The organism is Tateyamaria sp. GN1-10, from assembly GCF_055693845.1.
Map to the genome: position 1 here is coordinate 807,810 of NZ_JBVFUR010000004.1, position 21,644 is coordinate 829,453.

At 58.0% G+C, this 21,644-nt stretch carries 26 protein-coding genes; 20 read left to right on the top strand and 6 right to left on the bottom strand.

What is annotated here, in order from left to right:
- Positions 1–44: 44 nt before the first annotated feature.
- Complete coding sequence (locus ACZ1HN_RS05740) at positions 45–680, top strand: arylesterase (protein WP_299771626.1); 636 nt, start codon at positions 45–47, stop codon at positions 678–680.
- A gap of 2 nt (positions 681–682) precedes the next feature.
- Positions 683–1,297, top strand: coding sequence for an SOS response-associated peptidase (locus tag ACZ1HN_RS05745; RefSeq protein ID WP_472726802.1), 615 nt, complete (start codon positions 683–685; stop codon positions 1,295–1,297).
- 206 nt (positions 1,298–1,503) lie between these two features.
- Here the strand turns inward: ACZ1HN_RS05745 and ACZ1HN_RS05750 are convergent, their stop codons facing one another.
- The gene (locus ACZ1HN_RS05750; protein ID WP_189367848.1) at positions 1,504–1,710 is read right to left on the bottom strand and encodes a cold-shock protein; all 207 of its coding nucleotides are present in this window, start codon (positions 1,708–1,710) and stop codon (positions 1,504–1,506) included.
- A 292-nt stretch (positions 1,711–2,002) separates the two neighbouring features.
- On the opposite strand from ACZ1HN_RS05750, the gene ACZ1HN_RS05755 reads away from it, so the two are divergent.
- Both ACZ1HN_RS05755 and preA read left to right on the top strand, forming a co-directional pair.
- A complete protein-coding gene (locus ACZ1HN_RS05755; RefSeq protein WP_472726803.1) occupies positions 2,003–3,325 on the top strand; it encodes an NAD(P)-dependent oxidoreductase in 1,323 nt (440 codons plus the stop codon).
- A 15-nt stretch (positions 3,326–3,340) separates the two neighbouring features.
- A complete protein-coding gene (gene preA, locus ACZ1HN_RS05760; RefSeq protein WP_472726804.1) occupies positions 3,341–4,645 on the top strand; it encodes an NAD-dependent dihydropyrimidine dehydrogenase subunit PreA in 1,305 nt (434 codons plus the stop codon).
- Between the two features lie 45 nt (positions 4,646–4,690).
- Here the strand turns inward: preA and ACZ1HN_RS05765 are convergent, their stop codons facing one another.
- Complete coding sequence (locus ACZ1HN_RS05765) at positions 4,691–5,263, bottom strand: TetR family transcriptional regulator C-terminal domain-containing protein (RefSeq protein ID WP_472729281.1); 573 nt, start codon at positions 5,261–5,263, stop codon at positions 4,691–4,693.
- Between the two features lie 197 nt (positions 5,264–5,460).
- Here ACZ1HN_RS05765 and ACZ1HN_RS05770 point away from each other — a divergent pair, with 197 nt between their 5' ends.
- From ACZ1HN_RS05770 to ACZ1HN_RS05815, 10 genes are all read left to right on the top strand, one after another.
- The gene (locus ACZ1HN_RS05770) at positions 5,461–6,711 is read left to right on the top strand and encodes a Zn-dependent hydrolase (RefSeq protein ID WP_472729282.1); all 1,251 of its coding nucleotides are present in this window, start codon (positions 5,461–5,463) and stop codon (positions 6,709–6,711) included.
- On the top strand, positions 6,708–7,028 hold the full coding sequence (locus ACZ1HN_RS05775; RefSeq protein ID WP_299745856.1) for a hypothetical protein: 321 nt from the start codon (positions 6,708–6,710) through the stop codon (positions 7,026–7,028). Before ACZ1HN_RS05770 ends, ACZ1HN_RS05775 begins: the two co-directional genes overlap by 4 nt.
- A 67-nt stretch (positions 7,029–7,095) precedes the next feature.
- Positions 7,096–8,556, top strand: coding sequence for a dihydropyrimidinase (gene hydA / locus ACZ1HN_RS05780; RefSeq protein WP_472726805.1), 1,461 nt, complete (start codon positions 7,096–7,098; stop codon positions 8,554–8,556).
- Complete coding sequence (locus tag ACZ1HN_RS05785) at positions 8,556–9,200, top strand: DUF2268 domain-containing putative Zn-dependent protease (protein WP_472726806.1); 645 nt, start codon at positions 8,556–8,558, stop codon at positions 9,198–9,200. Before hydA ends, ACZ1HN_RS05785 begins: the two co-directional genes overlap by 1 nt.
- The gene (locus tag ACZ1HN_RS05790) at positions 9,197–9,979 is read left to right on the top strand and encodes an ABC transporter ATP-binding protein (protein WP_472726807.1); all 783 of its coding nucleotides are present in this window, start codon (positions 9,197–9,199) and stop codon (positions 9,977–9,979) included. Before ACZ1HN_RS05785 ends, ACZ1HN_RS05790 begins: the two co-directional genes overlap by 4 nt.
- A gap of 69 nt (positions 9,980–10,048) precedes the next feature.
- On the top strand, positions 10,049–10,981 hold the full coding sequence (locus ACZ1HN_RS05795; RefSeq protein WP_472726808.1) for an ABC transporter permease: 933 nt from the start codon (positions 10,049–10,051) through the stop codon (positions 10,979–10,981).
- The gene (locus ACZ1HN_RS05800) at positions 10,978–11,817 is read left to right on the top strand and encodes an ABC transporter permease (RefSeq protein WP_299601997.1); all 840 of its coding nucleotides are present in this window, start codon (positions 10,978–10,980) and stop codon (positions 11,815–11,817) included. The genes ACZ1HN_RS05795 and ACZ1HN_RS05800 overlap by 4 nt, the downstream gene beginning before the upstream one ends.
- A 26-nt stretch (positions 11,818–11,843) precedes the next feature.
- Positions 11,844–12,836: an ABC transporter substrate-binding protein gene (locus tag ACZ1HN_RS05805; RefSeq protein WP_299704381.1), complete on the top strand. Its 993-nt coding sequence runs from the start codon at positions 11,844–11,846 to the stop codon at positions 12,834–12,836.
- Positions 12,837–12,968: 132 nt separating this feature from the next.
- On the top strand, positions 12,969–13,169 hold the full coding sequence (locus ACZ1HN_RS05810; RefSeq protein WP_299208470.1) for a dodecin family protein: 201 nt from the start codon (positions 12,969–12,971) through the stop codon (positions 13,167–13,169).
- Between the two features lie 119 nt (positions 13,170–13,288).
- Positions 13,289–13,552, top strand: coding sequence for a hypothetical protein (locus ACZ1HN_RS05815; protein ID WP_472726809.1), 264 nt, complete (start codon positions 13,289–13,291; stop codon positions 13,550–13,552).
- Between the two features lie 43 nt (positions 13,553–13,595).
- Here ACZ1HN_RS05815 and ACZ1HN_RS05820 read toward each other — a convergent pair whose 3' ends face one another.
- Positions 13,596–13,907, bottom strand: coding sequence for an ETC complex I subunit (locus ACZ1HN_RS05820; RefSeq protein ID WP_299602808.1), 312 nt, complete (start codon positions 13,905–13,907; stop codon positions 13,596–13,598).
- Between the two features lie 396 nt (positions 13,908–14,303).
- Here ACZ1HN_RS05820 and ACZ1HN_RS05825 point away from each other — a divergent pair, with 396 nt between their 5' ends.
- The 3 genes from ACZ1HN_RS05825 to ACZ1HN_RS05835 all read left to right on the top strand — a co-directional run bounded on the left by ACZ1HN_RS05825 (position 14,304) and on the right by ACZ1HN_RS05835 (position 18,581).
- The gene (locus ACZ1HN_RS05825; protein ID WP_472726810.1) at positions 14,304–15,455 is read left to right on the top strand and encodes an adenylate/guanylate cyclase domain-containing protein; all 1,152 of its coding nucleotides are present in this window, start codon (positions 14,304–14,306) and stop codon (positions 15,453–15,455) included.
- 95 nt (positions 15,456–15,550) lie between these two features.
- The gene (gene uvrB, locus ACZ1HN_RS05830) at positions 15,551–17,755 is read left to right on the top strand and encodes an excinuclease ABC subunit UvrB (protein ID WP_299208480.1); all 2,205 of its coding nucleotides are present in this window, start codon (positions 15,551–15,553) and stop codon (positions 17,753–17,755) included.
- 52 nt (positions 17,756–17,807) lie between these two features.
- On the top strand, positions 17,808–18,581 hold the full coding sequence (locus tag ACZ1HN_RS05835) for a hypothetical protein (RefSeq protein ID WP_472726811.1): 774 nt from the start codon (positions 17,808–17,810) through the stop codon (positions 18,579–18,581).
- Between the two features lie 215 nt (positions 18,582–18,796).
- Here the strand turns inward: ACZ1HN_RS05835 and ACZ1HN_RS05840 are convergent, their stop codons facing one another.
- Both ACZ1HN_RS05840 and ACZ1HN_RS05845 read right to left on the bottom strand, forming a co-directional pair.
- Positions 18,797–19,114, bottom strand: a complete 318-nt coding sequence (locus tag ACZ1HN_RS05840; RefSeq protein WP_299745823.1) for an antibiotic biosynthesis monooxygenase family protein — start codon at positions 19,112–19,114, stop codon at positions 18,797–18,799.
- Between the two features lie 120 nt (positions 19,115–19,234).
- The gene (locus ACZ1HN_RS05845) at positions 19,235–19,441 is read right to left on the bottom strand and encodes a cold-shock protein (protein ID WP_299208486.1); all 207 of its coding nucleotides are present in this window, start codon (positions 19,439–19,441) and stop codon (positions 19,235–19,237) included.
- A gap of 221 nt (positions 19,442–19,662) precedes the next feature.
- On the opposite strand from ACZ1HN_RS05845, the gene ACZ1HN_RS05850 reads away from it, so the two are divergent.
- Together ACZ1HN_RS05850 and ACZ1HN_RS05855 are read left to right on the top strand one after the other, a co-directional pair.
- Positions 19,663–20,082: a hypothetical protein gene (locus tag ACZ1HN_RS05850; RefSeq protein WP_472726812.1), complete on the top strand. Its 420-nt coding sequence runs from the start codon at positions 19,663–19,665 to the stop codon at positions 20,080–20,082.
- A gap of 107 nt (positions 20,083–20,189) precedes the next feature.
- The gene (locus tag ACZ1HN_RS05855; protein WP_299208490.1) at positions 20,190–20,528 is read left to right on the top strand and encodes an EamA family transporter; all 339 of its coding nucleotides are present in this window, start codon (positions 20,190–20,192) and stop codon (positions 20,526–20,528) included.
- Here ACZ1HN_RS05855 and ACZ1HN_RS05860 read toward each other — a convergent pair.
- Complete coding sequence (locus tag ACZ1HN_RS05860; RefSeq protein WP_299208492.1) at positions 20,525–20,821, bottom strand: TFIIB-type zinc ribbon-containing protein; 297 nt, start codon at positions 20,819–20,821, stop codon at positions 20,525–20,527. The genes ACZ1HN_RS05855 and ACZ1HN_RS05860 overlap by 4 nt on opposite strands.
- Before the next feature lie 157 nt (positions 20,822–20,978).
- Here ACZ1HN_RS05860 and ACZ1HN_RS05865 point away from each other — a divergent pair, with 157 nt between their 5' ends.
- Entirely contained in the window at positions 20,979–21,632 is a 654-nt protein-coding gene (locus ACZ1HN_RS05865; protein ID WP_472726813.1) for a hypothetical protein, read from the top strand.
- Positions 21,633–21,644 lie beyond the last annotated feature (12 nt).

A 21,644-nucleotide genomic window follows, 5' to 3' on the forward strand; every position in this document is an offset into this window, starting at 1 on the left:
CGGCCTTTATATCGTCTACGGGGTCATATGGAGATCGGATCAACATGGGCAAGGTGACAGGTGCAATTGTCTTCAGTCTATGGGCTGGAGCGGCATGGGCTGAGCCGGTGACCATAGCGGCGTTGGGCGACAGCCTGACCCAGGGCTACGGCCTTCCTGTCGAACAGGGGTTCGTGCCGCAGCTTGAGGCGTGGCTGGAGGATGCGGGCCATGATGTGGACATCATCAATGCAGGTGTATCCGGCGATACGACCCAAGGTGGCTTGAGCCGGATGGCCTGGACACTGACACCCGAGGTGGACGCGATGATCGTGACACTTGGTGGCAACGACCTGTTGCGCGGGATCGATCCGGAAGTGAGCCGCGCCAATCTTGAAGGTATCGTGCAGGCTGCAAACGACGCGGGGGTCGAGGTGTTGGTTGTGGGTATGGAGGCCCCGGGAAACTATGGCCCAGACTACAAACAGGTGTTTGATGCGATGTACCCGGACATCGCGCAGTCATTCGACACTCTGTACGCCGAAAGCTTTTTCGCGGGACTCGGTGGACCTGACACGGCTCCGGCGGATGTCCAAAACTTCATGCAACCGGATGGCATTCACCCCAATGCGGAAGGTGTCGCGCGGATTGTCGAGGGTTTGGCACCAAGCGTGCAGGCTTTGATTGCGCGGGTTGAATAGGGATGCCCGGGCGGTTCTTTTTCACGGACCCCGTGTCGGATTTGGCGACGGCCCTCGGTGTTCCCGCGGGGACAGTTGACGATGAACCGGCCCGTCACAACGTCTCGCCCAGTCAGGAGATCGTTGTATTTGACGGCGCTTTGAAACGCATGCGGTGGGGCATTGTGCCTGTGGGGCGGGTGAATGCACGGGGCCGTCCGGTGATGGAGCAGATCATCAATGCCCGGTCCGAAACGGTGTTCGACAAGTCAGCCTTTGATGGTGTTGGTCGCGCCGTGATCCCGGTTAATGGCTGGTATGAGTGGACAGGTGAGAAGCGGCGCAAGACCGCGTGGCGGATTGCACCCAAGGAGGGCGGTTTCCTGTACTTCGCCGCGATCACAGATGTTTGGACGGCGCCGGGTGGTTTGCAAGTGCCGCAGGTGGCCGCCGTGACCTGTGAGCCGAATGGCGACGTGGCACCGATCCACCACCGGATGGGCGTGTTGCTGGAGCTTGAAGATGTTCACACGTGGATGAGTGATGATCTGGACGCCGCAAAAGCGTTGATGCAGCCGTGGCCCGATGGGCGCTTGCATATCGAAGAGGCGGTCGGTGTGGATTGGAGCGGGCCGTGATCCAATTGCCGCTGCGCGACACGATTTTTGGGGGCTCTGCCCCGTCGCTGCCGCGATTCCCCGCCGTATTTCTTGTCAGAAGAAGTAGGTTGACGGGCCTGGTATCTTTTTCCGGGACTTGTCCGTGCCTAACGCCCTCCGAATACGAACAAAAAAGCGGCGCATCGTGAGATGCACCGCCCGAAACTGGTGTATCCTCAGACCGATCAGGCCAGAGCGATGTTTACCGCGCTTTCGCGGCCATCACGACCGGATTCTAGGTCGAATGTGACCTTCTGGTTGTCTGCCAGACCAGTGAGGCCCGAACGCTCGACTGCCGAGATATGAACAAAGATGTCTTTGCCGCCATCTTCGGGTGCAATAAAGCCGTAGCCTTTGGTTGTGTTGAACCACTTGACGGTGCCGTTGGCCATCGTCGGTACTCCTGTGTTGTGCTGCCCGCAACATGCGGCAGCCTTGGCGTTGTCAATAGATCGAGTGACTGAGCCGAAAGGAGCAGTGGGTCGATAGATGATGTAGCAAGGCGACATATGGCACCGTTTGGCGGCATTGCAAGACCTTCCCCAAGGCTTTTCGGATCCCGGCAAAGTGCCGCTTCTTTGTGCAAACGTATGCATTGTGGGTAGCGCTCACTTTTTTACCAGTTGATAAAATTTTGAACCTGTGAGACCGTTTTAAGCGAACAAACGTTGCGATGGAGCGGACATGACGCAATCTCCTTTCTCACCGGGTGTGGCGGCGGGCCGTTTGGATGATGCCGCATATTCCGAGAATTTTTCGGACCTGCATCCAGCCCTTGACCCGCATGAAGCCCTTGTGGCGGCGGATCGCTGTTACTTCTGCCATGATGCGCCTTGCATCACGGCATGCCCGACTGACATCGATATTCCGCTGTTCATCCGCCAGATCGCGACCGGAACGCCGGATGCAGCCGCCAAGACGATCCTGAGCCAGAACATCATGGGCGGGATGTGCGCCCGTGTGTGCCCAACCGAAACGCTGTGCGAGGAAGCCTGTGTGCGCGAGTTTGCCGAAGGCAAGCCTGTCAAGATCGGTGAGCTTCAGCGTTACGCTACGGATCATTTGCAAGAGCAGGGTATTCATCCATTCTCCCGTGCTGCGGTCACCGGCAAGACGGTGGCCGTGGTGGGGGCGGGACCTGCGGGTCTGTCCTGTGCCCACAGGTTGGCCATGCTGGGTCATGACGTGACCGTCTATGATGCTCGGGCCAAGGCCGGCGGGCTGAACGAATACGGGATCGCCGCCTACAAGACGCCCGAAGGGTTTGCGCAGGCCGAAGTGGATTGGTTGCTCCAGATTGGGGGCATCACGCTTGATCACGGCAAAGCGTTGGGTGTGGATGTGACACTTGATCAGTTGAAATCAGAGTTTGACGCCGTCTTTCTTGGGATGGGTCTGAGTGGCGTGAACGCATTGGATGTGGAGGGGGGCGATAAGGCAGGTGTGTCGGACGCCGTCGATTTCATCGCCAATCTGCGGCAGTCATCTGATCTGGGCACGCTGCCGGTTGGTCGCGATGTTGTGGTGATCGGCGGTGGTATGACGGCCGTGGATGCGGCCGTGCAGTCCAAACTGTTGGGTGCTTTGAATGTGACGCTGGCCTATCGACGTGGACGGGATCGGATGAATGCGAGTGTCTTTGAGCAGGACCTTGCAGCGTCCAAGGGCGTTCGGATCATGACGAACGTTGTGCCCAAGGCGCTGTACGGCAACGGTGCGGTGCAAGAGATCGAATTCGAATACGTGACCGACGACATGACCGGCACCGGTGAAACCATCCGTATTCCGGCGGATCAGGTACTGCGTGCCATTGGTCAAAAGCTTGTTGGCGATGGACTGCCTGATCTTGAAAAGGGCAAGATTGCAGTGACAGGCGCTGGTCGTACGTCGGTTGCTGGCGTTTGGGCCGGAGGTGATTGTGCCTCGGGTGGCGATGACCTGACTGTGACCGCCGTGGCTGAAGGGCGCGATGCGGCGATGGACATTCATGCCAGCCTGATAGGCTGAGCGGAGGAGAGACAGATGGCAAACCTTCAAAGCAATTTCATCGGGATCAAGTCACCCAACCCGTTCTGGCTGGCCTCGGCGCCGCCCACGGACAAGGAATACAACGTGCGCCGCGCTTTCGAAGCCGGGTGGGGCGGCGTTGTCTGGAAGACGCTGGGCGAGGCAGGGCCACCCGTTGTCAACGTCAATGGCCCGCGCTACGGCGCGATCTACGGTGCCGATCGACGGCTTCTGGGCCTGAACAATATCGAGTTGATCACGGACCGACCTCTTGAGGTAAACCTGCAAGAGATCAAGGCGGTCAAACGTGACTACCCTGATCGGGCGATGGTCGTGTCGCTGATGGTTCCGTGTGAGGAAGACCCGTGGGCCCGTATCTTGCCATTGGTCGAAGACACAGGTGCCGACGGCGTCGAGCTGAATTTCGGCTGCCCGCACGGGATGTCCGAACGTGGTATGGGCAGCGCTGTCGGCCAAGTGCCTGAATACATCGAGATGGTGACGCGATGGGTGAAGAAACACACACGCATGCCCGTTATCGTCAAGCTGACCCCAAACATTACCGATGTTCGCAAGCCAGCTTCTGCCGCGAAATCGGGCGGCGCCGACGCCGTGTCCCTGATCAACACGATCAACTCGATCACATCTGTAGATCTGGACCTGTATTCGCCCGAGCCCACGATTGATGGCAAAGGTGCGCATGGCGGGTATTGTGGGCCCGCGGTGAAACCTATCGCCTTGAATATGGTGGCCGAGATCGCGCGTGATCCTTCGCTGCGTGATGTGCCTATCAGCGGCATTGGAGGGGTGACCACCTGGAAGGACGCGGCGGAGTTTCTTGCCCTTGGCGCTGGCAATGTTCAGGTCTGCACGGCGGCCATGACTTACGGTTTCAAGATCGTGCAAGAGATGATTTCGGGCCTGTCTGACTACATGGACGAAAAGGGTTTCGCATCTGTGGATGAACTGGTGGGCCGTGCTGTTCCGAACGTGACGGACTGGCAGTATCTGAACCTGAACTACGTGAGCAAGGCGAAGATCAACCAGGATCTCTGCATCTCTTGCGGCCGTTGTTACGCAGCGTGCGAGGACACGTCCCACCAGGCAATATCGATGTCCGAAGACCGCGTGTTCGAAGTGATTGATGATGAATGCGTAGCCTGCAACCTGTGCGTTAACGTCTGCCCGGTAGAGAACTGCATCACGATGGAAGCTATGGAGCCGGGTCTTACTGACCCTCGTACAGGTAAGGTGGTTGAGCCGGACTATGCCAACTGGACCACACATCCGAACAATCCATCGGCCACGGCAGCGGAGTAGGACACCGGATACTAAGCTTGCTCGCATTGGGAACGCGCAGAGTTTTCAGGGTGCGAGCAAGCTGCGATACATCTGATCCAGAAAGCGCGCCGCGCTGCCATGTGGTTCGCCATCTAGCAGCACGCGCACCTGGCTGTCGAAATCGGCATAGTGCTGTGTTGTGGCCCATATCGAAAATACAAGGTGGCGCGGATCGACCTCTGCAAGTTTGCCCTCATCCATCCAGGTCTGGATAATGGCGCATTTCTCGTTAAACAGCGGTTTTAGATCGGCCCGTAAATGAGGAAGCATGCGGGGGGCGCCCTGTAGAATTTCACCTGCGAACAGGCGGCTTTCGCGGGGTAGATCGCGGGACATATCCAGCTTGCGTTGCACATAACCCAGCAGTTCAGTCATTGGATCACCTGAGGCATCCATTTCGACGAGCGGATCGAGCCATGTCTCCATCAATTGATTTAGAAGAGTGACATGAATCTCTTCTTTGCCAGAGAAGTAGTAGAGGATGTTAGGCTTGGACAAACCCGCCGCGTCGGCAATCTGGTCGAGTGTTGCGCCGCGATAGCCATGCGCCGAAAAGACATCCAGTGCAGCATCAAGGATCAGGCTGCGGTTGCGCATCTGAATGCGGCTGGGTTTTTCGACGTACCGTCGGGCATGGGTGATCCTAGTGTCTAGGTCTGCTGCAAGTCTAGGCAGATGCATGTCGCTTGGGCAATTCTGTTCAAAGCAGTTCTTGACAGAAAAGCGTTGGCTGGCAATCGTAGCTTTACCAATTGGTCAAAAAGTGGATGACCATCGGCAAAAGGGGACATCACATGGCGGCACCGGGCGAAAATCTTCGGATCAACGGAGACCGGCTTTGGGATAGCCTGATGGAGATGGCCAAGATTGGTCCCGGCGTGGCGGGTGGCAACAACCGCCAGACCCTGACAGATGAAGATGCCGAAGGGCGCGCTTTGTTCCAAGAGTGGTGCGAGGCGGCGGGCTGTACCATGGGCTTGGACCAGATGGGCAACATGTTTGCGCGGCGTGAGGGCGCAGACCCCGATGCGCTGCCGGTTTATGTGGGCAGCCACCTCGACACACAGCCCACAGGCGGCAAATATGACGGGGTGCTTGGTGTGTTGGGCGGGTTGGAGATTATTCGGACGCTCAACGATCTGGATGTGAAAACGAAGCACCCGATCGTCGTGACCAACTTCACCAACGAGGAAGGCACGCGCTACGCCCCCGCGATGCTGTCGTCTGGCGTGTTCGCCGGCATTCATACGCAAGACTGGGCCTATGACCGCGAGGATGCGGAGGGCAAGAAGTTTGGCGACGAATTGAAGCGTATCGGCTGGCGTGGCGACGAGGAAGTAGGTGCCCGCAAGATGCATGCCTTCTTTGAACTGCACATCGAACAGGGGCCGATCCTTGAGGTCGAAGGCAAGGATATTGGTGTCGTCACCCACGGGCAGGGCCTTTCGTGGACCCAAGTGACGATTGAAGGGAAAGACAGCCATACCGGCTCTACGCCGATGCCAATGCGCAAGAATGCAGGCCTCGGCATGGCGCGGGTGTTGGAAAAGGTGGATGAGATCGCGTGGTCTCATGCTCCCCATGCAGTCGGGGCTGCAGGTCACATCGATGTCTATCCGAATTCGCGGAACGTAATCCCGGGCAAGGTGGTCTTTACCGTCGACTTCCGGTCGCCGGAGTTGAGTGTGATCGAGGACATGGAGGCACGACTGCGTGTCGAGGGTCAGAAGATCGTTGACGAGATGGGATTGACCATCAGTTTTGAGAAGGTCGGCGGCTTCGATCCCGTGGCCTTTGACGATGGTTGTGTGACCGCAGTGCGGTCAGCGGCGGAACGGTTGGGCTATAGTCATCAGAATATCATTTCAGGGGCCGGGCATGATGCGTGCTGGATCAACCAGGTTGCGCCCACTGCCATGGTCATGTGCCCTTGCGTGGATGGCCTCAGCCACAATGAAGCGGAAGAGATATCCAGGGAGTGGGCCTCAGCCGGTGCCGACGTTCTGATGCATGCCGTTGTTGAAACAGCGGAGATCGTCGGGTGATAGACCCGGACCTCAGCCTTGCCGACCGCATCGCCGATCTGGTGGCCGCGGAATCGCTGGATGCGCCGCGCGGGACGGAGGCGCAGCGAATGCTTGTGCAAGCCTTTGAAGACGCTTTGGTGCAGCCCTTTGAGACGACGGTGAATTTCAGCGGAGGCATCACGCAGCGCTGCTGGACCGTGACGCGCAGCGATGGCGCCTATCGCGTGGTATACTTGCCCCGAGCCGGGTACTTTTCGCTGTGTGTGGAGAGTGATTTCGGGCCTTTGGACATTGGGGTGCATGGGCCGGCGTTGGGGTGTTTTGCTTCTGTTTGACTGGGGCGCTGCCCCAGACCCCGTGGTATTTTCAGTCAGAAGAAACGGCTGACAGAGGAGAGATGACATGACCAAGGTGATCAAGGGCGGGATGGTCTGTACGGCGGACCGGACCTGGAAGGCCGATGTGCTGGTAGAAGGTGAGACCATCAAGCAGATTGGCGAGGATTTGGTGGGTGACGAGTATATCGACGCTGAAGGTGCCTATGTCATCCCCGGCGGGATAGACCCGCACACCCATCTGGAAATGCCGTTTATGGGCACCACCGCAGCCGAGACCTTTGAGTCTGGCACGTGGGCCGCCGCCGTGGGTGGCACCACGATGATCGTCGATTTTTGCCTGCCTGGCGCCGACGGGTCCATCAAGAACGCGATCAACGAGTGGCATCGCAAGTCCGCGCCGCAGATCTGTTCTGATGTTGGCTATCACATGGCCATCACCGGCTGGGACGAGAGCATCTTCAACGAGATGAAGGATGCCGTGGACATGGGCGTCAATTCCTTCAAGCACTTTATGGCCTACAAAGGCGCCTTGATGATCGAGGATGACGAGATGTTCGCGTCCTTTAAGCGCTGCGCCGAACTGGGTGCGCTGCCCATGGTTCATGCCGAGAACGGCGATTTGGTGGCCGAGATGCAGCAGAAGTATTTCGATCAGGGAATTACCGGGCCCGAGGGCCACGCCTATTCCCGCCCGCCCGAATTCGAGGGTGAGGCCGCAAACCGGGCCATCACTATTGCTGATGCAGCAGGTGTGCCGCTTTATATTGTGCATGTGTCCTGTGAGCAGGCGCATGAGGCGATCCGGCGCGCGCGGCAGAAGGGGATGCGGGTCTATGGTGAGCCGTTGATCCAGTTCCTGACGCTGGATGAGAGCGAGTATTTCAACAAGGATTGGGACCACGCCGCGCGGCGAGTGATGTCGCCGCCCTTCCGGTCGAAGGATCATCAGGACTCTCTATGGGCCGGTTTGCAGGCGGGGTCCTTGCAGGTGGTCGCCACCGACCACGCGGCCTTCAATACGGAACAGAAACGGGCCGGGCGCGATGACTTTCGCATCATCCCCAATGGCTCGAACGGGTTGGAGGAGCGGCTGGCCGTTCTCTGGACCGAAGGGGTGGAAACAGGGCGCCTGACACCCAATGAATTTGTTGCGACGACGTCCACCAACGTGGCGAAAATCCTGAATATCTATCCCAAGAAGGGAGCGATTGTAGAAGGTGCTGACGCAGATATTGTCGTCTGGGATCCCAAGATCACCAAGACGATCAGCCCCGCAAACCACCATTCGGTGCTGGACTATAATGTGTTCGAAGGGTTCGAGGTGAAGGCGCAAGCGCGTTACACCCTCAGCCGGGGTGAGGTGATCTGGGCCTGGGGGCAAAACTCGCAGCCCGCGCCGGGGCGGGGTAAATTCGTGCCGCGCCCTGCGTTCCCGAGCGCTTCAGTGGCGCTGTCGAAGTGGAAGGCGCTGACCGCACCCAAGATGATCGAGCGCGATCCACTGAATATTCCGGCGGGGATTTGATGACATCATCCTGGACCACCCACGTTGCAGATGCACGCGGACGGTTGCAGCCTTGGCGTGGCTCGATCGAAGAGGCCATCGCACGTACGCATCAGCGGGTGTCAATGCATGCTCGTGTCGATCAGCTGGATATTGTTGTGAACGACAGCCCAAGGGTCATTCGGGAACGAGGCCATGTGGGATATGCGCCCAATGGTTGGTTGGTCTATCTGTCCTTTGATCCAGAAGCCGAAGCCTTCGAAGGCAATCTTGGCGAACCCCTAGAGCGTACCTTGGCGCACGAGATCAATCACGTTCTGCGCTGGCGTGGCCCGGGATATGGTACGACACTGGGCGCTGCTTTGATAAGCGAAGGTCTGGCGGGTGTCTTTGTTCGCGAGGTGTATGCCTCGCCTCCGGAGCCTTGGGAGCAACCGCTGGATGAGGTAGCAGGGCTATCGTCAGATGTAATCGACGGATGGAACCAAGCCTATAATCATGCGGACTGGTTTTTTGGCGCAGGGCAATACCCGGTTTGGGCTGGATATCGCCTCGGGTACCAAATCGTTGCATATCACGCAGACCGGGCGGCAGAGGATATTGTCGCGCTGACCCAACGATCCGCTTCTGACTTCAAGACTTCGGCAAGACTGGCCCTACAGTGACAACACAATACGTAATTCAATCCAAATCGCTGGATTTGACGTTTCAAACCAATGACGGCCCTGTGCATGCGCTCAAGGGCGTATCGCTGGATATCGCCAAGGGTGATTTCGTGTCCTTCATCGGCCCGTCGGGTTGCGGCAAGACCACATTCCTGCGTTGCATGGCTGACCTTGAACAGCCCACCGGTGGCTCCATCACCGTCAATGGTACCACGCCCGAGGAAGCACGCAAGGCGCGCGCCTATGGTTACGTTTTTCAGGCGGCGGGGCTGTATCCGTGGCGAACCATTGCGCGGAATATCTCGCTGCCGCTGGAGATCATGGGCTACTCGAAGGTGGAACAGGCCGAGCGGGTTGCTCGGACTTTGGAGTTGGTCGAGCTTTCCGGTTTCGAGAAGAAGTTCCCGTGGCAACTGTCGGGCGGCATGCAGCAACGGGCGTCTATTGCGCGGGCCTTGGCCTTTGATGCGGATATTCTACTGATGGACGAACCCTTTGGTGCGCTCGATGAGATTGTGCGGGATCACTTGAATGAGCAGCTGTTGCAGCTGTGGGCGCGGACAGAGAAGACCATCGCTTTTGTCACCCACTCGATTCCCGAGGCTGTGTATCTGTCGACCAAGATCGTCGTGATGTCGCCGCGCCCGGGACGGATCACGGATGTGATCGAGAGTACGCTGCCAAAGGAGCGCCCCTTGGATATCCGCGAAACGCCGGAGTTTCTTGAGATTGCGCACCGTGTGCGGGATGGGCTGCGGGCAGGGCACGCCTATGACTGATCTGGGACCCTTGGCAAAACGACCCTCCGGGGGAAGTTTATCCGGCAAGATGAAGCAGGGGATGGTGTGATGCGGTCCGTGCTGCCTGTCCTGACCGTTTTGGCCGTGATCGTAGGCATCTGGTATCTGGCCGTGGCGCCCATGAATGTGCGCGTGGCCTTGGATCAGGCCGAGCGGGCAGGCGAGTTGGTTGTGCCTGAGGGGTCCGTACCGCGGCGCGAGGTGTCGGTCTGGCAGCTGATGCTGAACAATTCCGAACATGTCGGGCTGGGCTATGTGCTTGACCGTCCACGCCTTCCAACGCCTGCGCAGGTGGGACAGGAGTTGTGGAAGACTACGGGTGCCATGATTGCCAAAGGCCGACCATGGTCCAAACGTGGGCTGATTTATCATGGCTGGATTACCTTGCAGTCAACGCTTTGGGGTTTTGCCCTTGGGACGCTTCTGGGCATCTTGGGGGCGGTGGCCATTGTCTATTCCCGCACGGCACAGCTGAGTCTGATGCCTTGGGCCATCATCAGTCAAACCATCCCCATCGTGGCACTGGCACCAATGATCATCGTGTTGTCGAGCCAGGTGGGGATTGAGGGGCGTGGCGTGCCCAAGGCCATCATCTCGGCCTACCTGTGTTTCTTCCCGGTGCTGGTCGGCATGGTAAAGGGGTTGCGCGCACCGGAAATGTCTCAACTGGACCTGCTGCGCACTTACAATGCTAGTGGCCTACAGAGTTTTCTACGCCTGCGCCTACCGGCTTCGGTGCCGTATTTGTTCACCTCTCTCAAGGTCGGTATCGCTGCGGCGCTGGTTGGTACCATCGTGGGCGAGTTGCCGACGGGGGCGATCAGCGGTCTTGGCGCACGCATCCTGATCGGGGACCAGTTCGGCACGCCTCTGGCTATCTGGTCGGCGCTGTTTGCGGCGGCTGTTCTGGCGGGCGCTTTGGTCACTCTGCTTGACGCGATACAGCGTGTCACGCTGAAGCGCATGGGGATGGCCACATGAGTTGGCTGATCCTTGCGCTGCTGGTCTGGCTAGGCGGCTGGGCGTTGAACAACTGGTTGGCTCATCGTGGCGACAACCGGGCGGTTCGGATAGCCATCCCGGTGATTTTTGGTTTGACGCTATTGGTCATATGGGAGGCGCTGGTGCGTGGCTTCGGCATCTCGCCCGTGATCCTGCCCGCGCCCTCGACCGTGGCGCAGACCTTTGCCGCCTCCACCGACATTCTGTGGATCGATTTTGGGCAAACCGTGGTCAAGGGCGCGCTGCGCGGCTTTGCCATCGGTGCAATCGCGGCCTTTGTCGCGGCAGTCCTGATCGACCGGTCTGCTTTTCTGACGCGGGGCCTGCTGCCTATCGGCAACTTCGTTGCGGCTTTGCCAATTGTTGGCATCGCGCCGATCATGGTGAACTGGTTTGGTTTCGACTGGCAGTCGAAGGCAGCGGTTGTGGTGGTCATGGTCTTCTTTCCGATCCTTGTGAACACCGTACAAGGATTGAACGAAGCCTCGGCCATGCAACGCGATCTGATGCGGACATATGCAGCCGGATACTGGCAAACGCTGTTCCGTCTGCGCCTGCCCGCGGCCATGCCGTTCGTTTTCAACGGTCTGAAAATCGCCACCACGCTGGCCCTGATCGGGGCCATAGTTGCCGAATATTTCGGCTCCCCTACACGCGGTATGGGTTTCCGCATCTCGACCGGCGTGGGAAGCTTGAGCATCGACCTTGTCTGGGCTGAGATCGCGGTGGCCGCTTTGGCGGGGACGGCATTCTATGGCATCGTGGCCTGGATCGAAAAGCGGGTGACCTTTTGGCACCCGTCACAACGCGGATAAAAAATTCAATCACCTTGGAGGGTATCATGAAGATCAAAGCAACATTCGGAGCCGCGGCACTATCGCTCGTCGCCGGTGCAGCCATGGCGGCAGATGACGTCACGCTGCAACTGAAGTGGGTCACCCAAGCCCAGTTCGCTGGCTACTACGTGGCGCTGGAAAAAGGGTTCTATGGTGAGGAAGACCTGAACGTCACCATCAAACCGGGCGGTCCCGACATCGCGCCCACGCAGGTGCTGGCCGGTGGCGGCGCCGATGTGACGGTCGAATGGATGCCCGCGGCCCTGGCGGCCCGGGAAAAGGGCCTGCCGATGGTCAACATCGCGCAACCGTTCAAGTCATCGGGCATGATGCTGACCTGCCGCAAGGATGCGGGCGTCGAAACAACCGAAGACTTCCCGGGCAAGACGCTGGGTGTCTGGTTCTTTGGCAACGAATTCCCGTTCCTGTCCTGGATGAGCCAACTTGAGATTCCAACTGATGGGTCGGATGCAGGCGTCGAGGTGCTGAAACAGGGCTTTAACGTTGACCCGATCCTGAACGGGCAGGCGGCCTGCGTCTCCACCATGACCTACAACGAGTATTGGCAGGTGATCGACGCAGGACTGTCGCCCGACGATCTGACCGTGTTCAAATACGAAGATAATGGCGTCGCAACGCTCGAAGACGGGCTCTATGTGCTTGAGGAGAACCTCACTGACCCCGCTTTTGAAGACAAGATGGTCCGTTTCGTCCGTGCCTCGATGAAAGGCTGGAAATACGCAGAAGAGAACCCGGACGAGGCCGCCGAGATCGTGTTGGAATATGATGAGACCGGGGCCCAGACCGAAAAGCATCAAAAGCGTATGATGGGTGAAGTGGCCAAGCTGACTGCAGGCTCGAATGGTGCGCTTTTGCCAGCAGATTACGAGCGCACCGTGCAGTCGCTTCTGTCGGGCGGGTCGGACCCTGTGATTTCCGCAGCACCCGAGGGTGCGTGGACGCATCAGATCACCGACAAGGCACTTGGCGGGTCCTAAGAACAGTATCCGGGCCACCCCATCTCGGGTGGCCCGGTTTCGCTGACGGTGATCCGTCATGCGATATGTCAATCCCGGTGCTCTGCCTGTGCGCTAGCCTGAACGGGTCAGCACAGGAAAAGGGAGAAGACAATGTCAGTCGCACGAGTGACCGAAATCATCGCCAGTTCCAACACCAGCTTTGACGACGCGGTAGAGCAGGGTGTGAAACGCGCCTGCGAGACGCTGAAAAATGTCGAGGGCGCGTGGGTTCAGGACCAGAAAGCCATCGTACAGGACGGCAAGATCGCTGAATACCGGGTGAACCTGAAGGTGACATTCATCCTGCAGTGACACGGGGTTTCACGCGCAACAAAAACGGCCAGCCTACGGGTTGGCCTTTTTTGTCGCACAATGTGGACTTGATCAGTGTGTGCTCCATCTCGTCACCCAACAAACGGAGCGCGCATCACATGACACATATGGAAAACCTGCAACCGAACCTTGATGAACAAGCACGTCAGGACGCCCGATATAATGCGGCACTGACGTCAATCAATCGGGCCAAGATGGAGCGGGAGCGCCAAGGATACATCGTGATGTCGGCCGCGATGAACTATGGCGAAGGTGCGCTTGGCGACGGCTGGTTTGGCAAGGTCAGTCACGCGGCAAAGCTGTTCATGATCGCGTTTACATGCGCGCTGCCCGTGGTGTTTGTTTGGGCGTATCTGCTCTAGTCCACGCCTCGGATCGTTCGAGCGTGATGCTATTGAGCAAACGCTAGTGCGTCCAAGTCCCGCGCCGGTTGGTCGCAAAGTTTTCACCATATCCGCCGGGACGGATATTTGCCTTGCGCTTGTTGGGCTCCTGGACCTGAGCGTCGATGCCATGTTCCTTGGCGTAGTCCAGTGCAGCCTCTTTCGTGTCAAATGACATACTCACCTGCGCCTGTGTGTCCGAAGACGACGTCCAGCCCATCAGCGGATCCACTGACCGGGCAGACGCCGGTGCAAATTCCAGCACCCAGTGCTTGGTCTTGGCTGTACCAGACGACATAGCCGTCTTGGCTGGCTGGTAGATGCGTGCGCGCATTTTGGTTCTCCGGCAATCGACAGCACACATATCGTCAATCGAACGCCACAGGGCAAGGTGTGATTTCGCCTCACCACGCAGGTCCGAGGTGACATTTGCATAGAATGGCGGCGCGGCCCAGACCGCTGCGGACATTGCCCGCGCTGCCGTCGAAAAGCGACTGGGACGCAAGTAAAAAACGCTCGCGAATACGACGGTCGATAACAGATCGCTCAAAGTTCAGACGGGCATTTTGCAGCGTCGGGAGGCGAAGTTGAAGGCGGACAGCCTGCAAATTTGAATCCGACTTGGCTTACCGCCGACACCGATTGAACCGTCACAATTGTGACAGTGCTGGCAATTGTGACGAATGACGCCAGACCTTGCGTTATCCATTGACTGCTCCACCTTTGCACAATGGCTTGGAACGCTGAACCGCATCTCAACTGGATCCTGACCCATGGTCGCATGAAAGGTCTTCAGGTCCTTGTTGACGGTCTTGGCCTGCGGTTGCGGGATGAAGGGATGGCGTTGATGCGCGTGCGGCTTGGGATGCGGACAACACATCCTTTGACTGCTGCGCTCAGTTTTCTTTGGGAACATGGTGGTGGTCCCATCGTCCAGTTCACAGCGCCGCAAGGGCTGGAAACACGATCATCATATGTGGGCAGTCCGATGGAATATATCGGTCAGACCCGGAAACCGTTCCGGCGCAGCCTTCGGGAACCACTCGGGCCAGAGGATCACGTCGTGTTGCACGAATTGCAGCGTCGCGGGGGGACAGACTATTATGGTGTTCCGCTTGATTTCGTTGAGGGGGCCGGGGGCATCTTGATGCTGGTGTCCGAAGACCCGGAGGGGTTTACCGAGGATGATATCGTTCTGATTGATACGCTTGCGACGGCCATTGCCCCGATTGCCGAGGCGCACGGCAATTTCCATCTCGCGACCGCCATTGCCCAAAGCTACCTCGGCCCCCGGACGGGGCAGCGCGTACTGGACGGCCAGATCACACGGGGTGATATCGAACAGAATGAAGCGGCCATTCTGTTTTCAGACATTCGCGGGTGGACCGCGCTGAATACGACCCAATCAGCCGAGCACGCCCTCGACGTGGCGAACCGCTATTTCGAAGTCATGTCGGATGCCATCGACAATAACGAAGGCGAAATTCTGAAATTTCTGGGTGACGGTGTGCTGGCGCTCTTTCCCTCGGATGGTACTGACGCGGGGCAGGTGAAGGCTTGCCGTCAGGCGATCAGTGCCGCCCATGCGGCCCTTGGCATCGCCAAACTTGCCGATTTGCCAGTGCCCTTTGGCACAGGCATCCATTATGGAGCGTTGCTTTATGGCAATGTGGGTGCGCGCGAGCGGATCGATTTTACTGTATTGGGCCAGTCGGTGAATATCGCCAGCCGGGTCGAGGCGTTTTGCGGACGCTTGGACGAACCGGTGCTGATCTCTGCCCCGGTGGCCCGCATCGCCGGGGTAGCCACACGCCATGTCGGCACCGAAGTGTTGAAAGGGATGGACGCTCCGATGGCGTTGCACGCCCCGATCGGAATTTGACCGCTACCGACTATTGTGGTCCGAGTGTCCACTCCTGTCACGAACTGGCAGCAGTGCCCCTTGCATCAGGACACGTGCACAACAGATAAACGTGCATGGCCTACGCACACACCGATTCCTCCGAACCCGTCACCTATCTCGCCAACCCGGCCGAGGATGTCCGCACCCGTCTGAAACTCGAAGGCGGCAAGCAACTGGTGATGAACACAGAATTCCAGCCCGCAGGCGACCAGCCTACGGCGATCAAGGAATTGAGCGCAGGCGTCATGGGCGGCGACCGCGATCAAGTGCTCTTGGGCGCAACGGGCACCGGTAAAACCTACACCATGGCCAAGGTGATCGAGGAAACGCAGCGCCCGGCCATTATTCTAGCGCCGAACAAGACCCTCGCGGCCCAGCTCTATGGCGAGTTCAAAGGGTTCTTCCCCGACAACGCCGTCGAATATTTCGTCAGCTACTACGACTACTACCAGCCCGAAGCCTATGTCGCGCGCTCTGACACCTATATCGAGAAAGAATCCCAGATCAACGAACAGATCGACCGCATGCGCCACTCGGCCACGCGGGCGCTGCTGGAACGCGACGACGTGATTATCGTGGCGTCCGTCTCGTGCATCTACGGCATCGGCAGCGTTGAGACCTACGGGGCGATGACGCAGGACCTCAAGGTGGGCAAGGAATACGACCAGCGACAGGTCATCGCGGATCTGGTGGCGCAACAATACAAACGAAACGACCACGCCTTCCAACGCGGCAGCTTCCGGGTGCGGGGCGACAGCCTCGAAATCTTCCCGGCCCACCTCGAAGACCGGGCGTGGAAACTGTCCTTCTTCGGCGAAGAACTGGAATCGATCACCGAATTCGACCCGCTCACTGGCGAAAAATGCGACACGCTCGATCACATCCGGGTCTACGCCAACTCGCACTATGTCACGCCCAAACCAACGATGAACCAAGCCATCATCGGCATCAAAAAAGAACTCAAGGTCCGGCTCGATCAACTGGTGGGCGAGGGCAAGCTGCTCGAAGCGCAGCGGCTCGAACAACGCACCAACTTCGACCTTGAGATGCTGGAAGCAACGGGCGTCTGCAACGGCATCGAAAACTACTCCCGCTACCTCACGGGCCGCGCGCCGGGCGAACCGCCCCCCACGCTCTTTGAATTCATCCCCGACAACGCCATTGTCTTCGCGGATGAATCCCACGTCTCGGTCCCCCAGATCGGGGGCATGTACAAAGGCGACTACAGGCGCAAGTTCACGCTGGCCGAACACGGCTTCCGCCTGCCGTCCTGCATGGACAACCGCCCCCTCAAGTTCGAGGAATGGGACGCCATGCGCCCCCAATCCGTCTTCGTCTCGGCCACCCCCGCTGCTTGGGAAATCGAACAAACCGGCGGCGTCTTCACCGAACAGGTCATCCGCCCCACCGGCCTTCTGGACCCGCCCGTCGAAATTCGCCCGGTTGAGATGCAGGTCGACGATCTGCTGGACGAGGTGCAAAAGGTCGCCAAGCAAGGCATGCGCACCCTCTGCACCACGCTGACCAAGCGCATGGCCGAAGACCTCACGGAATACATGCACGAACAGGGCATCCGCGTCCGCTACATGCACTCCGACATCGACACGCTCGAACGGATCGAAATTCTGCGCGACCTGCGGCTTGGTGCCTTCGACGTGCTGATCGGGATCAACCTGCTGCGCGAGGGGCTCGATATCCCCGAATGCGGGCTGGTCGCGATTTTGGATGCCGACAAGGAAGGGTTCCTGCGGTCCGAGACGTCGCTGGTCCAAACCATCGGCCGGGCGGCAAGGAACGCCGACGGCCGCGTGATCATGTACGCCGATAAGGTTACGGGTTCGATGGAGCGCGCACTGGCCGAAACCAACCGCCGCCGCGCCAAGCAGGAAGCCTATAACAAAGAACACGGCATCACGCCCGAGACGGTGAAGAAAAACGTCGAGGACGTGCTGGCGGGCCTCTACAAAGGCGACACGGACATGAACCGCGTGACCGCCAAGATCGACAACCAGATGGCAGGCGGCAACCTGCAAGCCGTGCTCGACGGGTTGCGCGCCGACATGCGCAAAGCGGCAGAGAACCTGGAGTTCGAAGAAGCCGCACGGCTGCGGGACGAGGTGAAACGGCTGGAAACCGTCGATCTTGTTGTTGCGGATGACCCCTTGGCGCGGCAATACGCGGTGGAGAAGGCCGTGGACGACGCGCAGAAGGCAAGCGGTCGGTCAACGGCGGGGCGGGCTGGTCAACGCGGTGGGAATGTGAAGCGGCGGAAGCGGTAGACGGGTTACGATAGTTCGGCTAGTTCTGATTCGGTTTTGTAGTGGATTGGATATGCTTGATACACTGAAGGATTTTTTTGAAGCGTGGGCCCAAAGAGCAAAAACACCAATAATTGGGTCTATTTTGATTTCATGGATTGTAATCAATTGGAAGCCCGTACTTTATTTGCTTTTTGCTGAGCGGACAATTCCCGAGAAAATACTGTTTATTGAAGCTAACACGAGCCTGTCATCTGCGCTTTGGTATCCAATGTTGCTTGGTGTTTTTGCAGCACTAACCCTTCCTTGGATACGCTTTTTCGGTGCTTTCTTGGTCCAATTTCCTGCCCGACTGCACTCAAATTTACAGCATGATGTTGCACAAGAACGCAGGATTTATCAAATATCACAATCGGCGAGAGAAATTGAAGCACAGTCTAGGCTTGATGAAGCCACAGAGATGTCAAAAATATCTGCGGCACAAAGGCTCAAAGAAGCTCTGTCAGTCGGTGGCGAGGACCTGAAGGAGGAAATTCATAGAGATCGAAAAGTTAGTTTTGATCCAGAAAATCTTGGCACGCAAATTACTATTCCCATGTCAGAAATCAGACCATCCCAGGTTCGCGAACTTAAGAAACTGACCACTGATTATCCTAGTGTTGTCATCCTTTGGGAAGATGCATCACACCTACGTTTAGGAATAAATGAAGTCAGGTTTTCTGATATGAACCAAAAAACGAAGGAAGAGCTGCGCAGCAGACTGCAACAAACCCTCAAGAAGACAAATAGTCAGCTAGTTAAGAGAGTCCTCGATGGGCTGAAAGATTATTTTGATGTTTCAATTTGATGAATAGCCATTTTGCTATCATCAACCCAACGCCAAACAGCTGATGCGCTCACTCAGGTTTTTGTTCGCGTACCGGCTTTGGTACTTTAGCGACCGCAACCAAGTAGCACTACACAGAAACCACCTGTTGAACGGGAACATTGCTTGAGCTGGTCATTGAAGACAATGCTTTCTTTCAGTTGTCCTTTGGTTGGGTTTTTACCAAACCACACCAATCAAAACACCCCCGCCACCTCATACATCACCGGCTCGAACCGCGTGCACAGCCCCGCAATCTCCCGGTTCCGTTCCCGCATCTCCTCCGTCCGCAGCATCGCCTGAAAATCCTCGCGCCGCTGCCATTGCGAGTAATTGGCGATCCGCGTCTGCGCGTCGTTCACATGCAAACCGGCGCCAATGAACCCCGGCTGGTGCGAGATGAAGTCAGCGTATGCCCCTTGCAGCTTGTCCAGCAGGTCGGCGCAGGTGCCGGGGGAGCATTCGAACGTGGTGATGACGGTCTGGCAATTGGCGGCGGGATCAATTTTGAGCATCTGTCTCCTCCTACACATCCATCATAGCAGAAATTGGCACCGCACAAAAAAACGCGGCCACCTTTCGGACGCCGCGCCAAATCTCAAACGGGTAGGGTGGGGCTTTACCCCACCATCCCCTTACACCAGAGCGATGTTCACTGCGCTCTCGCGGCCGTCGCGGCCGGATTCCAGGTCAAAAGTGACCTTCTGGTTGTCTGCCAGACCGGTCAGACCGGAACGCTCGACGGACGAGATGTGGACGAACACGTCCTTGTCGCCGCCATCAGGAGCGATGAAACCGAAACCTTTGGTGGTGTTGAACCATTTCACTGTGCCAGTGGCCATGTGATATCTTCCTTCAATTGATACCGCTCACAGGATGCAGCGGTCCGGCGTAGTCGTCATGATCGAGAGACTGCGTGCCGTGAGGAAAAACAGAACATCGAGTAGAATAGCTATGCGCGCCCGCCCTGACAGCTTCGGAGCCAAAGCACAAGCATTTTCGATTGTGCCTGACCGACGTGTCCAGATGTGTACCAGGCCCAAAACTGCGCTACCATCATGCCATGCGTATTATTTTTCCTCTTATCTTTCTCACCACACCAGCCCTCGCATGGGAGTTCACACCAACCCCCATCTGCACTCTCTCACACACCGAACCGACGGTTGACATCGCGGTCACCTACGACCACGCCACCCACCTCTATGCCATCGCGGTCACGAGTCCCGACGGCTGGCCCGACGCGGCCGCCTTCTCCATCCGCTTTGATGGCGCACAACCCAACACGATCTCGACAACGCTCCACAGCACAGAAGCGAATACACTCATTGTCACCGATGTGGGCTTTGGCAACGTGTTGGATGGGCTCGAATTCAACGCAACCGCCACCGCTTTCACCCAAACCGCCGCCGTCACCGTCTCGCTAATGGGCGCCGCACCCGGAGTGCAGAAGTTCCGCGCTTGCGCCACCGCGCCCGTCGCCTGACACGTCAGGAATACCCGACTATGGCGCAGTCCTTCGACGTGCTAAGATAGCTTCATATTTTCATAGCCCCGCAGACCATCGCGAGGCCCTCATTCAAGGGCTTTCAAATGGACCATATTGTTTTTGGATTTGCTTTTACTTTCGTGACAGCACTGGTTGTCATCGCAGGCGACTATGTGCTGAAACTGGCCGCCGACGGGAACCAACCCGTGTGGTCGGTCCTCGTCCTGCTCGGTGTCGCGCTTTATGGCGTATCGGCGTTTTTCTGGTTCTACGCCATGCAGCATGTCACGCTGGCGCAAGCGGGCGTGGCGTATTCCATGCTCACGCTTATTGCACTGGCGCTGATAGGCGCGCTCCATTTCGGTGAAACGCTGCACGCCCGGGAGTATGCAGGTCTTGGCTGTGCCCTGTTGGCGATGGTCCTGATGAGCCGTCTGGCCTAGAAATCAAAGATGTCGCCCAACAGGTCGCCCATCCCCTTTTTGCGCCGACCACGACGCTGATCATACCGGCGATCGCCGCGGTCATCATATCCACGGTCGTCATAGTCTCTGTCTGGTTGTGCGCGAGGGGCTTCGGGTGGTGGAGGGGGAGCGGAATAGGCGGCGGCGCGTTCGATGATCTTGTCCAGCTCACCCCGGTCCAGCCACACACCCCGGCACTGCGGGCAATAGTCAATCTCGACCCCGCTGCGGTCGGTGATGACAAGGGGCGTTCCGTCGATAGGGCATTGCATGGGCGTCTCTCTCCAAAAATGGCTCCCATCCCATATAGGGTTGACCGGTCCTCACCGCAGGGCAGACCGCCGAAAAAAGGCGAGATCCCTGATCCTAATCAATTGTTAACCATGTCTGGGCCACGGTCATTGCTTGTTAACAAAATAAGACAAACCCGTGATGCGCCTTCTGCTGACCCTCTTGTTGCTGGCGCTTGCGCCAGGCGCGCAGGCCGGTGCGTGGTTGCAAGAGCACAAGAAAGGGTTCCTGTCATATAGCGGGGTCTATGAAGAAACCGGGCGGCTCGACGGAACGCTTTATGCCGAGTACGGACTGCGGCCCAAGCTCACACTTGGCGCCAAGGTCGACGTGGATATGACGCAGGGGCGTTTGGGCGAAGGCACAGCGTTTGTCTTCATGCGCAAACCAATTCCGACCGGTAAGCGGGACTACAAACTGGCCTATGATATCGGGATTGGCAGTACATTTGGCCTTGCCATGGACCCGTTGCTGCGCACCGGCCTCAGCTATGGGCGCGGGATCAGCCTGGGGGAGCGTCATGGCTGGGTGGCGATTGACGGTGCGGTCGAATGGGCGATCGACGAAGGTGCAAACACGCTGAAACTGGATTCAACTGTTGGCCTTGCGCTCAATGACAAGTTCAAGGTGATGATGCAGGTCTTTGTCACCAGCGCGGACGGGAACACATCTGCAACCCTTGCCCCATCGGTGATCTGGCAGCCCAAACCCGATGGTGCAAGTTTTGTCCTGGGCCTTGAGGACGAGGATGGAACCCTCGCCCTCAAACTGGGTATGTGGCGGTCCTTCTGACCGCCGCGACGG

Coding starts and splice junctions, on each gene's coding strand:
- ACZ1HN_RS05740 (WP_299771626.1), top strand. CDS start 45: ATGGGCAAGGTGACAGGTGCAATTGTCTTCAGTCTATGGGCTGGAGCG.
- ACZ1HN_RS05745 (WP_472726802.1), top strand. CDS start 683: ATGCCCGGGCGGTTCTTTTTCACGGACCCCGTGTCGGATTTGGCGACG.
- ACZ1HN_RS05750 (WP_189367848.1), bottom strand. CDS start 1,710: ATGGCCAACGGCACCGTCAAGTGGTTCAACACAACCAAAGGCTACGGC.
- ACZ1HN_RS05755 (WP_472726803.1), top strand. CDS start 2,003: ATGACGCAATCTCCTTTCTCACCGGGTGTGGCGGCGGGCCGTTTGGAT.
- preA (WP_472726804.1), top strand. CDS start 3,341: ATGGCAAACCTTCAAAGCAATTTCATCGGGATCAAGTCACCCAACCCG.
- ACZ1HN_RS05765 (WP_472729281.1), bottom strand. CDS start 5,263: ATGCGCAACCGCAGCCTGATCCTTGATGCTGCACTGGATGTCTTTTCG.
- ACZ1HN_RS05770 (WP_472729282.1), top strand. CDS start 5,461: ATGGCGGCACCGGGCGAAAATCTTCGGATCAACGGAGACCGGCTTTGG.
- hydA (WP_472726805.1), top strand. CDS start 7,096: ATGACCAAGGTGATCAAGGGCGGGATGGTCTGTACGGCGGACCGGACC.
- ACZ1HN_RS05785 (WP_472726806.1), top strand. CDS start 8,556: ATGACATCATCCTGGACCACCCACGTTGCAGATGCACGCGGACGGTTG.
- ACZ1HN_RS05795 (WP_472726808.1), top strand. CDS start 10,049: ATGCGGTCCGTGCTGCCTGTCCTGACCGTTTTGGCCGTGATCGTAGGC.
- ACZ1HN_RS05800 (WP_299601997.1), top strand. CDS start 10,978: ATGAGTTGGCTGATCCTTGCGCTGCTGGTCTGGCTAGGCGGCTGGGCG.
- ACZ1HN_RS05805 (WP_299704381.1), top strand. CDS start 11,844: ATGAAGATCAAAGCAACATTCGGAGCCGCGGCACTATCGCTCGTCGCC.
- ACZ1HN_RS05810 (WP_299208470.1), top strand. CDS start 12,969: ATGTCAGTCGCACGAGTGACCGAAATCATCGCCAGTTCCAACACCAGC.
- ACZ1HN_RS05815 (WP_472726809.1), top strand. CDS start 13,289: ATGACACATATGGAAAACCTGCAACCGAACCTTGATGAACAAGCACGT.
- ACZ1HN_RS05820 (WP_299602808.1), bottom strand. CDS start 13,907: ATGCGCGCACGCATCTACCAGCCAGCCAAGACGGCTATGTCGTCTGGT.
- ACZ1HN_RS05825 (WP_472726810.1), top strand. CDS start 14,304: ATGGCTTGGAACGCTGAACCGCATCTCAACTGGATCCTGACCCATGGT.
- uvrB (WP_299208480.1), top strand. CDS start 15,551: ATGGCCTACGCACACACCGATTCCTCCGAACCCGTCACCTATCTCGCC.
- ACZ1HN_RS05835 (WP_472726811.1), top strand. CDS start 17,808: ATGCTTGATACACTGAAGGATTTTTTTGAAGCGTGGGCCCAAAGAGCA.
- ACZ1HN_RS05840 (WP_299745823.1), bottom strand. CDS start 19,114: ATGCTCAAAATTGATCCCGCCGCCAATTGCCAGACCGTCATCACCACG.
- ACZ1HN_RS05845 (WP_299208486.1), bottom strand. CDS start 19,441: ATGGCCACTGGCACAGTGAAATGGTTCAACACCACCAAAGGTTTCGGT.
- ACZ1HN_RS05850 (WP_472726812.1), top strand. CDS start 19,663: ATGCGTATTATTTTTCCTCTTATCTTTCTCACCACACCAGCCCTCGCA.
- ACZ1HN_RS05855 (WP_299208490.1), top strand. CDS start 20,190: ATGGACCATATTGTTTTTGGATTTGCTTTTACTTTCGTGACAGCACTG.
- ACZ1HN_RS05860 (WP_299208492.1), bottom strand. CDS start 20,821: ATGCAATGCCCTATCGACGGAACGCCCCTTGTCATCACCGACCGCAGC.